General features: G+C 72.5%; 8 protein-coding genes. 2 read left to right on the top strand and 6 right to left on the bottom strand.

Annotated features, from left to right (window positions below):
* Positions 1–79 precede the first annotated feature (79 nt).
* The 5 genes from WMF36_RS16305 to rpsB form a co-directional block, all read right to left on the bottom strand.
* Entirely contained in the window at positions 80–2,089 is a 2,010-nt protein-coding gene (locus WMF36_RS16305) for a hypothetical protein (protein ID WP_437580525.1), read from the bottom strand.
* On the bottom strand, positions 2,086–3,450 hold the full coding sequence (locus WMF36_RS16300; RefSeq protein ID WP_437580524.1) for a hypothetical protein: 1,365 nt from the start codon (positions 3,448–3,450) through the stop codon (positions 2,086–2,088). The genes WMF36_RS16305 and WMF36_RS16300 overlap by 4 nt, the downstream gene beginning before the upstream one ends.
* Before the next feature lie 43 nt (positions 3,451–3,493).
* Complete coding sequence (locus WMF36_RS16295) at positions 3,494–4,438, bottom strand: polysaccharide deacetylase family protein (RefSeq protein WP_437580523.1); 945 nt, start codon at positions 4,436–4,438, stop codon at positions 3,494–3,496.
* Positions 4,439–4,447: 9 nt separating this feature from the next.
* On the bottom strand, positions 4,448–5,398 hold the full coding sequence (tsf, locus tag WMF36_RS16290) for a translation elongation factor Ts (protein WP_437580522.1): 951 nt from the start codon (positions 5,396–5,398) through the stop codon (positions 4,448–4,450).
* A gap of 258 nt (positions 5,399–5,656) precedes the next feature.
* The gene (rpsB, locus tag WMF36_RS16285) at positions 5,657–6,487 is read right to left on the bottom strand and encodes a 30S ribosomal protein S2 (protein WP_437581921.1); all 831 of its coding nucleotides are present in this window, start codon (positions 6,485–6,487) and stop codon (positions 5,657–5,659) included.
* Between the two features lie 423 nt (positions 6,488–6,910).
* Between rpsB and WMF36_RS16280 the strand changes: the two genes are divergently transcribed.
* Positions 6,911–9,016 (top strand): IPT/TIG domain-containing protein, encoded by a 2,106-nt coding sequence (locus tag WMF36_RS16280; RefSeq protein ID WP_437580521.1) that lies wholly within the window; start codon positions 6,911–6,913, stop codon positions 9,014–9,016.
* Positions 9,016–11,052 (top strand): IgGFc-binding protein, encoded by a 2,037-nt coding sequence (locus WMF36_RS16275; protein WP_437580520.1) that lies wholly within the window; start codon positions 9,016–9,018, stop codon positions 11,050–11,052. The genes WMF36_RS16280 and WMF36_RS16275 overlap by 1 nt, the downstream gene beginning before the upstream one ends.
* Positions 11,053–11,086: 34 nt before the next feature.
* Here WMF36_RS16275 and mutS read toward each other — a convergent pair whose 3' ends face one another.
* The gene (gene mutS / locus WMF36_RS16270) at positions 11,087–13,780 is read right to left on the bottom strand and encodes a DNA mismatch repair protein MutS (RefSeq protein ID WP_437580519.1); all 2,694 of its coding nucleotides are present in this window, start codon (positions 13,778–13,780) and stop codon (positions 11,087–11,089) included.
* Between the last annotated feature and the right edge of the window lie 11 nt (positions 13,781–13,791).

Below are 13,791 nucleotides of genomic sequence, written 5' to 3'. Positions count from 1 at the left end.
GCCTTCTTGGCGGCGTCAGTCTCGCCCCTGGCCGCCAGCCGGCAACAGCCGCGCCACGGGCCGCCGCCCGCAGGGAAACTCAGAGCGAGCGCTCTGCGGCGCGGAGCAGCTCGTCCCACGCGGGCACGCCGAGGCCGCCGAGGGGCCGGGCGAGCGTCGCAGCGCGCTGCGCGACGGAGCGAGCGTCACCGGCGCCGGCCCACGCGAGCCGCCGCGCGTGCTCGCGGTTCGCCGCCACCGCGAGCACGCGGCTCATGTGGTCCTCCGCAGTGGATCCGAGGAGCGCCTCGGCCTCGTGGGCGAGATCGCGCGCCGACGCGAGGACGCGATCGCCCTCCGGGTCGAGCGAGGTCCGAAGCAGCTCCACGAGAAGCTGCGCGCGAAAGCGCGATCGCCGGTCCAGGCCGCATCGACCCCAGTCGGCGACCAAGCCGCGCGCGCGTTCAAACCACGTCGATGCGCCCCCAGGATCCCCCGTGACCATCGCGAGGAGCCCCGACGTCACCGCGTGGAACGCGTCCGCTCGAAAGCCGCCCTCTGGCTCGAGCTCCCCCCAGTCCGAGGGAGCCGGTGGATCCCTCGGACGCCCGAGGAGCTTCGAGGCCCGCTCCTCGTTTCCGCGAACGATCTCGACGAGCGCCATGGCGACTTCCCCGCGGCGAGGGAGGCTCGCGTGCTCGTCCGGCCAGGTCGTCCCCTCGACGAGGGCTCGTTCATGCTCCCGAATCGACAAATCGAGGTGACCGGAGAGAAACTCGAGATCCGCGAGGACACTACGCGTGATCGCATCCGCTGCCCCCCACGGACTCCGGAGAGATCCGGCCTGCGGCCCGGGATCGAGCAGCCCGGGGACCTGTTCTCGCGCCGCGACGACATGGCCGCGCTCGAGGAGCCGGAGGAGACGCGATCGAGAGACGAAGGGGAGGAGGAGCCGTCGTGCGGCCTCCGCCGACGCCTCGATCCCGGCGGCGAGCGTCTGGTCGAGCTGCTCCGCGTCCTCGAGATGACCGAGGCACCACTGCGCGAGCGCGTTGGCCCGCAGCACGCACGCTGTCACGCCCGGCGACACAGTCGCGCTGACGCCCGCGCCGCCGGGCTCGACGTTGACGAGCGAAAGCGCCCGACGCCCATGGACGGCGGCTTCGGCGGCGCGGTCCTGCGCGGCGACCGCGATGGAGAGGTCCGAGAGCGCGACGGCGGTCAGCTCCGTGGAGCCGGCGTCGGCGCGCTCCAGGAGACCGACGAGGAGCTCCTCGGCAGCGTGGAAGGACCGCTCGGCGAGCATCGCATCGGCGCGGCGTAACTCCCGCTGCGCCAGGATGGACGGCTCAACGTCCGATAGCCCGCGCTGCTCGATCAACAGATCACCGGCCCAGCGCGCGGCGAGGAGATCATCAACCCAGGGCCTGACCACGAGATCGCCGCCGAAGAGCGCCAGCGGCGACACGGCGCGGAAGAGCAGCAGCGCGTCGTCGACGCGCCCGCTCACGCCCCCCGCCGCCGTCGCCGAGAGGGTCGGAAGGGCCCCACGGGCGACGCCCACAAACGAGATGGATCCCTGCGCCGAAACCTCCAGGCCGGCTCCCCGCGCGCTCCGGTCCTCCTCGATGGCGTACTCCCCGCTCCGGATCGACCACACATCCGGCGCCGCGGCCGCGAACACCGGCGCGAGCGCGGCCGGCAGCATCACCACGACCTCGCCGCGGGACGGGCCCAGGACGTTGCGCTTCTCGTTCCAGAGCGCAAAGAGCCGCGCCCACGCCTCCGTGTCCACGTACGCCGCGCGCGATGCGTCCACGAGGTGGATCGCGCCGCGGAGCTCCTCGGGCGGATCGAGGAGCGGGAGCAGGACGCGCTCCGCGAGCTCGCCGTCGGTGAGCGGCGTGTCCCCCGGCCGCCCGCTGTACGGCTCCAGGCGCACGAGGCGGACCTCGGCGCGCCCGAGCCGCGGGAGCTCCGCCGACAGCTCCGCGACAAGCTCATCCGCCGCGCGGGGGCTCGCGCACCGCGCGAGGTACAGGTGGAACCGCCGCGAGAGCGCGAGCGCCCGGACCAGCCGCGAGCGCTCCCCGCCCGCGGCGCCGGTCATGCGCCCTTCTCCGGCGCGGCATCCTTCCCATCGGGCGAGGGACCGGCGAGCTCCTGCATTCCGGCCACCGACGGGTGGACGTCGACCCATTCGTCATCGTTGAGGTAACGCAGGATGACGTTGTTCTGGAGCAGGTGATCGGCGGCCTCGCGCTCCTGATCATTGCTGGTGATCAGCCGCTTCGTGCGGTTCACCGTGGCGAGCCACGGGATCGCGCCGCTGTCGTAGACGATGCTCCGGTAGGCGTTCCCCGCGCGGTAGAGCTCCCGCTCGAGCGTCTTCGCGTCGACGGGGAACGTCTCCAGCTCGAGCAGCGTCTGGAGCAGCCGCACGATCTCGCGCGGGTAGCCGCCCGACCACAAGGCGATGTCGCGGATGCGATTCCGGAGCGCCGCCTTGCCGAAGATCTCCTCGAGCGCGGCCTCGTCGATGCGCTTCTTCACGAGCTCCGCGATGACCTCGACCCCGTCGGGGTGGAGCGTGCCCTCGGCGTCCCGGACCTTGATCATCGGCAGGAACGACACGGGCGGCTCGACCATGCGGCGCGCGAGCGCCGGCGGGATCGTGTAGAGCACGTGCACCGGCAGCTGGAGGTAGGGCGCGCCGGTCGAGAAGATGCGCTCGGCGCTCTCGAGCACCGGCTTCCACGTGAGGCTCGTGCCCCGGAGCTTCTCCAGCGAGTCGAAGAGGATCACGAGGCCGGAGCGCCCGAGCTTGCGCGCGCGCCAGTCGAGCTCCCGGAGCTCGTCGTGCACGAAGCGGACGAAGGTGGACAGGTGCCTGGCGACGATCTCGCGGACCCGGTGGCGTACCGTCGGGTTCGTCTTGAGGTTGAGCTCGACACCGGCCTTCGCCCCCGCGTCAACGCCCGCGGTGAGCTTCCCGATCTCCACGTCGGTCCGCGAGAGCCACGCCCAGAGCCGCCGGTGAGGCCCGTCCGTCAACGCGCTGGCCGCGTCGCCCCCCTCCGCGGCCAGGACGGTGCGCTCGGCGTGGAGCAGCACGAGCGCAAGCACGTCCGAGATGTCGATCTCCACGGTGAGGTCGAGGACATCGTCGGCGTCGATCAGGACCGTGAGCAGGTTGCGCCGCTTCGGATCGGAGAGCCGCTCGGCGAGCCGCTGGATCTCGGTGCTCTTCCCCGTGCCGCGGAGGCCGGTGAAGAGCTGGCAGACCGGCGTCCTGGAGAGCTCGATCTGACGCGCCAGCTTGTTCGTCCAGTGAGCCCCGCGGACGCCCCGGTGGTCGATGTCCACGTTGCGGTCGTCGCCCGGCGACAGCGGCTCGTCGGGGTTGCAGCGGTTGTAGAGCTCCTGGAGGCGCTCGAACTCCATCGCCGGGAAGGTACCCGACGGCACCATGCTCGTCAGGGAATTCGCGCCGCCAGCCGACGTCGACCCCCCGTCACACGATGAGCCCGCGCTCGCTGGCCGCCTCGTCCAGTCGCACGAACGTTGCCCCTCCCCGAGCAACCTCCTCCACGAACGCCCCCAGCGCCTCGAGCCGCCTGCCGAGCGGCACACGGAGCTCCGGCTGGTACGGCGCGAGCGCCTCGAGGCCGTCGCCCCGGTCGAGGAAATCCATCCCGTGCAGCTCCAGGTTGACGAACCTCTCCCCCGCGCAGGCGCGCGCCAAGAGCCGCGCACCGGCGACGCCCGAAAGCGCCACGCTCGTCCCGATGACCGGCAGCCGCAACCCCGGCGTCACCTGGATCGGCAGCTCGACGAAGCGCCGCCCGCCGCGCGTGTACCACGGCCGCCCAGGCCGGTAAGGCCGGCGCGGCGCCGCGAGCACGCGCGGGGTGTCCAGGATCGCCGAGGATCCCCTCCCCTTCACGCGCTGCACCCCCATCGCGAGCGCCTTGGCGGCGTAGTACGGCGGGCACGGGAACACCGAGGAGTCGAACGCGACCCCGATCGCATCGAGCGCGTCGAACAGCGCGTCGCTCACCGTGTACCCCGGCGCGCGGAAGCCCGTCGGACGCCGGCCCACCGCCTCGGCGATCGCCTCGGCGCCGAGCAGGACGTCCCACGCGATCGCGGCGCGCGGGAGCTGCGAGAGGTCGTAACGGTGCCCGTACGAGTGGTTCTCGACCGCGTGGCCCGCGTCGCTCAGCGCGCGCAACGCCGCCGCGCTCTCGGGGCGGGCGAGGTCGCGGCCAATCGCGAACAGCGTGACAGGGATGCCGTGGGATGCAGCGAAGGCCGCGATGCGCGGCAGCGCCGTGTCATAGACGGCGCTCAGCGAGACCGCCGCCCCGGAACGCTCCGGGACGGCGAGCCCGTGAATGGCGAAGTAGTTCGGGACCTCGTCGAGGTCGATCGAGACGGCGGCGAGACGCCCCCGCATCGGACCGCGTCAGCTCGCGGCCATCTTCGCCACCTCGGCGGCGAAGTCGTCCTCTTTCTTGGCGATGCCCTCGCCGCGCTCGTACCGCACGAAGCGCGTGAGCGTGAGCTCGCCGCCGGCCGCCTTCTCCGCCGCCTGGCGGAGCTTGTCGATCGTCTGGCCCGCCGCGCCGCGCGACGCCGCCTCGACCGACTCCTGCTCGAGGAGCGCGACCTCCGAGTACCACTTGTTGAACTTGCCCTCGATGATCTTCGGCCACGCCGCCTCGGGCTTCGGCTTCGGATCCTCGCGCAGCTGCGCCTCGAAGATCTCCTGCTGCTTGGCCTTCAGGTCCGCCGAGACCTCGTCGCGACGGAGGACGAGCGGGCTCATCGCGGCGGCCTGCATCGCCGTCTCGTCGATGAACTTCTGCACCTCGGGGTGCTCCGCCACCGCCTGGCTCGACGCCTCGACCGCCACGAGCACGCCGATCTTGCCGCCGAGGTGCACGTACGCGTGCGCGACGCCGTGCTTGCCCTCCGGGATCGACACGCGATCCCAGCGGCGCACAGCGACCTTCTCGCCGATGCGCGCGGTCAGCTCCGTCGCGGCGTCGGCGACCGACTTGCCGCCCATCGAGAGCTGGCTCGCGTCCGAACCCTCGGGCGCCTTCTCGGCCGCGGCGAGCACCTCGCCGACGAACTGCCGGAACGCGTCGTTGCGGGCGGCGAAATCGGTCTGGATGTTGACCTCGACCATCGTCGCGCTGCGCCGATCGGCCGCGACCGCCGCGCGAACCTCACCCTCGGTAGCGGACGCGCCGGCCCGCTTGGCGCTCTTCGCGAGACCCTTCTTCAGGATGATCTCGACCGCCTTCTCCATGTCGCCCTCGGCCTCGGTGAGGGCGCCCTTGCAGTCGCTCATCCCCGCCTGGGTACGCTCACGAAGCTCCTTGATCGCCTGAGCATTGATGCCGGCCATGGATCTCTCTCCTTCAACCTAGATAGGAAGAGGCCGCGCCGAGCGGCCCCTCTTCATCGCACTTCAGACTGGTGACCACGAGGGCCCGCGCGGCGAGCCGGCCGAACCGCAGAGGCACAGAAGGCGCAGAGGCGCGAAATTTTCATTTCTGTCCCCGCGCCCTCTGCGCTCCTGCGATCGCCGCGTCTCCCGGGCGGAGGCGACGCCGTCACCCCCGCCGCCCGAGCGCTGGGCCGCTCCGACGCGGCTCGCGCCGCGCTACGACGCCTGCTGGCGCGGACCGCCGCGGCCGCCGCGGCCGCCCTGGTACACGTTGATCTCGTCGCGCTGGCCGCGACCGCCGCCGGCCGAAGGCTGCGAGCCGTCGCCGTGATCCCGGCGGCGCTGCGCACCCTCGACGCACGCGTCCGCGACGCGCGCCGTGATCAGCCGGATCGAGCGGATGGCGTCGTCGTTGCCAGGGATCACGAAGTCGACGAGATCCGGGTCGCAGTTCGTGTCCGTGATGGCCACGACCGGGACGTTCAGCTTGCGCGCCTCGCTGATCGCGATCGACTCCTGGTGCGGATCGATCACGAAGATCGCCGCCGGGAGGCCGCCCATGCCCTTGAGGCCGCCCAGGTACTTCTCGAGCCGCTCGCGCTCCTTCTCGAGCCGGACGACCTCCTTCTTGAGCAGCTGCTCGTAGGTCCCGTCCTCCTTCATGCGCTCGAGGGTGCGGAGGCGATCGAGGCCCTGCTTGATGGTCCGGAAGTTCGTCAGCGTGCCGCCGAGCCAGCGGTTCGTGACGAAGTACATGCCCGACCGACGGGCCTCCTCCTGCACGATGTCCTGCGCCTGGCGCTTCGTGCCGACGAACAGCACGTGGCCGCCGCGGCCGACGGCGTCGGTCAGGAAGTCGTACGCGCGCTTGAAGAGCCGCGTCGTCTGGTCGAGATCGATGATGTGGATGCCGTTGCGCGCGCCGTAGATGAACGGCCGCATCTTCGGGTTCCAGCGCTTCGTCTGGTGGCCGAAGTGCACGCCCGCGTCGAGCAGCGAGCGGAGCGGGAGCGGGAAATCCCCCGGCTGGGGGGCAACGGCCTGCATGGTGTCGGCCGCGGGAACGGATTCGGAGAAGCTTGTATCGGTCACGGCTTTGTCCTTTCGGTTGGTCCGCCGCTCCCCCTCCCGCCACCAACCCCCTCGCGCGGACAAAAAGCGTCCGTGTCGATGGGGCACCGGGTCGCGGAATGCCGTGGGTGCCAGGAGAGCGTGTGGATTTGGGCGCTGCGACAGCGAAAGCGAGGATTCAACCTCCGCTGTCCCCCTCGTCACGAGACCGCGAGAAGGGGGCGGTTTGCTACCCCGATGCGCCGCGCTTGTCAAGCGGCGGTGCGGGAGCGTCAGCGGGCGACATTATCACGTGGTTCCGCAGGGTTCGGGAAGCGGGAGCGCGGCGCCGCGCGCCGCGCTCCCGCTCCTGGGCGCGCGCGCCGTGGCCCAGCACCCTCGATGGCGTAGACTCGGTTCGTGCGAACCGCGTCACGACGCTTTCTTACTGCACGCTTCGCCCCGATCTGCGCAGGCCTCACGGTCGTCTCCGCCTGCATCGCCTCGGCCCCCGAGGGCATCCGCCGGCAGACCGACGGCGACGGCGGCGGCGACTTCACGGTGGACCCGCAGACCACGTCGTCCACCACCAGCACGGGGCTGCCGGACGCCGATCCGCACGCCCTGCTCGGCGCGGACCCGACGCACGGTCCGTTCAACGGAGGCCAGCGCGTCCTGCTCCATGGCAACGGCTTCAGCTCCAAGGTCCGCGTCTGGTTCGGCGACGTCGAGGTCGATCCGTCCGCGATCGTGCCCATCGATCCGAGCCGGGTCCAGGTGGCGGCGCCGCCGGGCGAAGCAGGGCCGGTGGAGCTCACGGCGCAGAACGGCGACGACACCTCGACCCGGAGATCGCTGCCGGGCGGCTACGTCTACGACGCGCTCTATGCGTCTCCATCGAGCGGGCCGATCTCCGGCGGAACGACGATCGAGCTCATCGGGCAGGGCACGCGCTGGGACGCGACGACCGTCGCCAGGATCGATCAGAAGCCGTGCACGTCGCTCGCCGTCGACGGGCCGACCCGGCTCGTCTGCACCGTGCCCCAGGGCACGCCGGGCGCGAAGACGATCTCGGTGACGACCGGCGACGACACGATCCTCGTGCTCGACGGCTACACCTACGAGGACAGCCAGAACGGCTACAAGGGCGGGCTCAGCGGCGCCCCCCTCGCCGGGCGGCTCAAGGTCCTCGCCTACAACAACTTCACCGGCGACCCGATCCCGGGAGCGCGCGTCCTCGTGGGCAACAACGTGTCGTCCGCGCTCGACGGCGTTGCGGACGCGTCCGGCGTCGCCGTGTTCGAGAACCCCTCGCTCGACGCCCCGCGGACCGTCACCGTCGCCGCGACGTGCCACAGCCCGATCTCGTTCGTCGACGTGCCGGTCGACACGGTGACCGTGTACCTGGACCCGGTGCTCACCCCCGCCTGCGGCGCCTCCGGCGATCCGCCCCCGCCGGTCGGCGGCAAGGTGGGCAGCGCGGGCGCGCTCGAAGGCGAGCTCGTCTGGGACGAGTCGCTCGACCCGGGGAGCGCCGCGTGGGGCAACATCCCGAACCCGAAGCGCGCGACCGAGCGCCAGGCGGCGTACGTGTTCACGACGGGGGTCGATCCGCTCGCGACCTTCCAGCTGCCGCCCGAGTACCAGGCGATCACCCCGGACACGTCGGGAGAGCTCGGGCATGGGTTCACGATGTACCTCGCGCCCGGCAACCGCTCGATCTACGCGCTGGCAGGGCTCGAGGATCGATCGACGACGCCGCCGCGGTTCACCGCCTACGCCATGGGGGTCGTCCGCGGGATCCCGCTGCTCCCGAACCAGGTGACGACGGACGTGTTCGTGCGGATCGACCAGCCGCTCGACCACGCTCTCTCGATGGACGTCATCGCGCCCGCGAAGGGGCCGAAGGGGCCGGATCGGATCCAGGCGAACGTGTCCTTGATGATCGGCAACGACGGGTTCGCCACGCTGCCCATCGGCGCGCAGAGCCCGCTGATCCCGTTCGACGGACGGCTGACGTTCGTGGGCGTCCCGCCGCTCAACCGCGATCTGTTCGGGGCGAGCTACCACTCCTCGGCGCGCGCCGTCACCGGCCAGGCCGGGCTCGCGCCGCTGTCCGTCGTCGGGCGGGTGCTCTCGACGAGCACGAGCGAGCCGGTGCGCATCGGCGACTTCGTGGGCGTACCAACCGTGGAGACGCCGGCGCAGAACAGCGCCTGGGACGGCGCGCACCTCGCGACCTCGTTCAGCGCGGGCGCGCCCGTCGACCTCAGCGTCTACGACATCGCGAGCGGCAGCGGGCTCATCCGGTGGACCGTGGCCGTGCCGGCAGGGTCGCACGCCGTCGAGCTGCCGGACCTCCGGCAGCTCGGGATCGAGCACGGCGCGCTGCCGCCGGGGCCGGTCACGATCGGCGTGTACGGGGCGCGGATCGACGCCTTCGAGTACGGCAAGCTCGTCTACCGGCAGCTCAAGCCGCAAGGGATGGCGGCCTACTCCCTCGACAGCTTCAGCGCGCACCTGTGATGAGCGAGCCGGTCCCCCCGAGGCGAGCCCGCAGGTCACGACGCCGCGCCCGCCCGCGGCCCGCGGCGGCCGCCGCCCTCCTCGCCACCGCCGCGGGGCTCGCGCTTTCGCCGAGCTGCTTCGACCGCGGCGTGCGGTGGGGCGATCGCCCGGAGGAGCCGCCGCCCTGCACGGCCGGCGAGACCCGGTGCGGCGCGGAGCTCGCGCGCTGCGAGGAGACGGCGGCCGGGCCGGCCTGGGTGACGCTCGACGACTGCGCCGCCCGGGGGCTCGTGTGCGCGTCGATCGAGCTCGGGTGCAGGCCGTGCGTGCCCGGCGTGACGTCGTGCCGAGGGCAGGACGTCGTGACCTGCGAGCCGGACGGCAGCTTCGGCGACGTGCTCGACACGTGCGACACGGACGCCGCCGAGGCGTGCCGCGGCGGCAGCTGCCTCCCGCTCTGCGCCGTCGCCGAGGTCGAGCGGAGCAACGTGGGGTGCGAGTACTGGGCGGTCGATCTGGACAACGCGCGGATCGACGCGACGAGCAACGCGGCGGCGCAGCAGTTCGCGGTGGTGGTGTCGAACCCGCAGCCGGACGTGCCCAACGAGGTCCACATCTTCCAGGACGACGGCGCGCCCGGCGATCCGCCCGCCCCGGTGGAGATCGCGAGCGCGCTGATCGCGCCGCTCTACCTCCAGGTGTTCAAGCTCGGGCCGCGCGAGGTCGATGGCAGCCCGGAGGGCAAGTACAACACGGGCACGCACACGGCGCTCACGCGGCACGCGTACAAGATCACGTCGAAGTTTCCCGTGGTCGCCTACCAGTTCAACCCGCTGGAGAACGCCAACGTGTTCTCCAACGACGCCTCGCTGCTGAAGCCGCGGGAGGCGCTGACGTACAACCCGGGCGCGATGTCGACGGCGTACGTCGTCGCCGGGTGGCCGCAGACCATCGCGAGCACGGACGATCCGGACACGAACTTCAATCCGCTGAACCCGATCGATCTGCGGGCGTTCTTGACCATCGTCGGGACGCGCGAGGAGACCACCGTGCAGGTGAAGACGACGGCGAAGGTCGTCGGCGGCGGGCCGGTCCCGGAGACGCCGGCGGGCGGGTCGATCGAGGTCAAGCTCGGCGCGTTCGACGTGCTCAACCTGGAGACCGGCGGGTTCAACGCGGACTTCACCGGCTCGATCGTCAGGGCCGATCAGCCGATCGCGGTCTTCACCGGCAGCGAGGCCTCGGACGCGCCCCACTTCGCCACGCTCGCGGATCGGCGCTGCTGCGCCGACCACCTGGAGGATCAGCTCGATCCGATCCGCGCGACCGGCAAGCGGTTCGCCGTGCCGCACACGCCGAACCGGTCGCAGACGGTGAAGCAGGCCGGCGCGCAGATCGAGGTCGTGCCCGAGCCGGAGTACGTCAGGATCATGGCCGCCACCGGCCAGGGCGCCGTGATCAAGACGACCCTGCCGCCGCCGGACGACCAGATCACGCTGGCGTCGCAGGGCCAGTTCCACGAGGTGATGGCCTGGGGCGACTTCCTGATCGAGAGCTCCGAGCCGGTCATCGTGTCGCAGATCATGGCCAGCCAGAACGCGACCGGGGTCAGGCAAGGGCTGCCGGGCGGAGACCCGAGCCTCGTCATCCTGCCGCCGATCGAGCAGTTCCGGCCGGATTACGTGTTCCTGACGCCGGACAAGTACGCGTTCGACTTCATCTCCGTGATCGCGCCGCGGTCGGCCGTCGTGCGGCTCGACGGCGTGGCGCTCGGGCCGGAGGAGTGCGAGATCGCGCCCGCGGACGGGCTCACGGACGAGGAGCGCGGGCGCCGCGCGCCGCCGTTCGTCGTCTACCGCTGCCAGCTGAGCTTCGCGACGATCGATCCGGCGCAGCAGGCGCCGGACAACGTGCTGCCCGGGCGGCAGCGCGACGGCGTGCACCGGATCGCGGCCTCCGCGCCCGTGGGGCTGCTCGTCACCGGGTTCGATTCGTTCGTGAGCTACGCGTACGCGGGCGGCACCGAGCTCCGGGAGCTCGCGGCGCCGGATTGAGCCGCGCCGGCCGCGGCCGGCGCGAGGGCCGCCGTCACTTGCCGGCGCCGCCGAGCAAGCCCTTCAGCTTCGCCACGAGCCTCAGCGCGTCGAGCGGCGCAAGGCGATCGACGTCCACCGCGCGCAGGGTCTCGATGACGGCCGCCTGCTCCGGCGCCACCGCCGCCTGCGCGGGGACGAACAGGTCGAGCTGCGCGGCGCCGCCGCGCGTGCGGCCGCGGAGCGAGGCGTGCTTGCCGCCCGGCAGCGCGGCGCCCGACTCCAGCGTCGCGAGGATCGCGCGGGCGCGCGCGAGCACGCCCTCGGGGACGCCCGCGAGCCGCGCGACCGCCACGCCGTAGCTGCGGCTCGCGGGGCCCGCCTCGAGCTTGTGCAGGAAGATCACGTCGTCGCCGTGCTCGCGCGCGGCGACCGAGTAGTTGGCGATGCCCGGCGCGCGCGACGAGAGCTCCGTCAGCTCGTGGTAGTGCGTCGCGAACAGGGCGCGGCAGCCGATCGCGTCGAGCAGGTGCTCGGCCACCGCCCAGGCGATCGCGAGGCCGTCGTAGGTGCTCGTGCCCCTCCCGATCTCGTCGAGGATCACCAGCGATCTCCGCGTTGCGTCGCGGAGGATCTCGGCCGTCTCCCGCATCTCGACCATGAACGTGCTCTCGCCCCGCGCGACGTTGTCGCTCGCGCCCACGCGCGAGAGGATCCGGTCGACGAGGCCGATCTCCGCCTCGCGCGCCGGCACGTAGCTGCCCATCTGCGCGAGCACCACGATCAGCGCGACCTGGCGCATGAGCGTCGACTTGCCGGCCATGTTGGGGCCCGTGATCAGCCAGAGCCGCTCGCCCGCGAGATCGAGGCGGGTGTCGTTCGGCACGAAGTGCCCCGCGGCCGCGTAGCGCTCGACCACGGGGTGGCGGCCGTCGCGGATCGCGATCGCCTCGCCCGACGTGACGTGCGGCCGCACGTAGTCGTTGCGGTGGGCGACGTCGGCCAGGGCGGCGGCGACGTCCCACGACGCGACCTTTCGCGCGAGGGCGCGGAGGCGGCCCTCGCTCTTCGCGACGAGGCCCCGCACGCGCTCGAAGAGCGCCGCCTCACGCTCCAGCGCGCGCGCGCCGGCGTGCTCGATCTTGTCGGCGAGCTCGTCGAGCTCGTCGCTCGTGTACCGCTCGCCGGTCGCGACGGTCTGCTTGCGGCGGAAGCTCTCCGGGACCTTGGCGACGTGCGCGCGCGTCACCTCGATGTACCAGCCGAACACGCGCGTGTACTTGACCCGGAGCGACGGCGCGCCCGTCTGCGCGCGCAGCTTCGCCTCGAGCGCGAGGATGAGCTCCGTCGCGTTCTTCTCGACGGCGCGCGCCTCGTCGAGCTCCTTGTCGTAGCCCTCGCGGAAGATGCCGCCCTCGCGCGCGTTCGGCGGCGGCCGCTCGATCAGCGCGGCGGTGAGCTCGGCGCAGACGTCGGCGACGACATCCACCGCCGCCGCCTCGGCGAGCAGCGGCTCGGCGCCCGCGTCGCCGAGGTCGGGGATCGACCGGACCGCGGCGACGGCCCCCGGGGCCGCCGTGAGGCCGTCGCGCAGGCAGCCGAGGTCGCGCGGGGTGGCCTCGCCGAGGAGCGCGCGGACGCTGAGGCGCTCGAGGTCGCCGACGCCGCCGAGCGCCTCCCGCAGCTCGCCCCGGGCGCGCGGGTGCGCGACGAAGAGCTCCACCTCGTCGAGGCGCCGGCGGATGGCCGCGACGTCCGCGAGCGGCGTGAGCAGGCGGCGGCGCAGGAGCCGGGCGCCGCCCGGGGTGACCGTGCCGTCGATGACGTCGAGCAGCGTGCCGCGGCGACCGCCGTCGGCGGCGCGCGCGAGCTCCAGGTGCGCCTGGGCGGTCTCGTCGATGCGCAGCGTGCCCGAGGTGTCGTGCGGGGCGATGCGGCGCACCGGGATGCGCGCGCCGGGGCTGCAGCGGCGCGCGAAGCGCAGCGCCCGCGCCGCCGCGCGCACCGCCGGGAGCGGGTGCTCGGCCAGCGCCGCCGCCGAGATCGGCTCGATCGCGGCGTCGTCGAGGATCGACGCGACCTGCGCGCTGTCGAGCTCGTCGTCGTCGCGCAGCGCCGCGCGGCAGGAGAGCGAGGTCGCGGCGGCGCGGATGTCCGGCAGATCCCGGGCGATCAGCGCCTCGCGCGGATCCGCGCGGGCGAGCTCCGCGAGCAGCGTCGTGGCGTCCGGGAGCGAGGTGGCCGAGAGCTCGCCCGTGGAGAGATCGAGCAGCGAGAGGCCGTACGGCCCGCCCGCGGCGCCGCCGTCGCCGCGCGGCGCGCCGCCGCCGTCGACGGCCGCCAGGTAGTGGTTGGCGCGCGCGTCGAGCTGATCGGTCTCGGTCACGAGCCCCGGCGTGACGACGCGCACCACCTGCCGCGGCACGAGCCCCTTGATCTTCGACGGGTCCCCGATCTGCTCGCAGATCGCCACCTTGTGGCCGAGCGCGAGGAGCCGCGCGATGTACCCGTGCGCGGCGTGGTGCGGGACGCCGGCCATCGGGGACTCCTCGGGCTCCCCTTTGTTGCGGCTCGTGAGCGTCAGGTTCAGCGCGCGCGACACGAGGACCGCGTCCTCGTTGAACATCTCGTAGAAGTCGCCCATCCGGAAGAAGAGGACCGCGTCCGGGTGGAGCGCCTTCGCTTCCTCGTACTGGCGCATCACCGGCGTCAGCTTCTTCCTGGCCGCAGGCTGCTCGGACGGATGCATCGCCGGCGTAT

The sequence above is a fragment of the Sorangium sp. So ce887 genome (assembly GCF_051521455.1).
In the GTDB taxonomy this organism is placed as follows: Bacteria; Myxococcota_A; Polyangia; order Polyangiales; family Polyangiaceae; genus Sorangium.
Note: the sequence above shows the minus strand (reverse complement) of the source record. Positions and strands in the feature narration are given on the sequence as shown.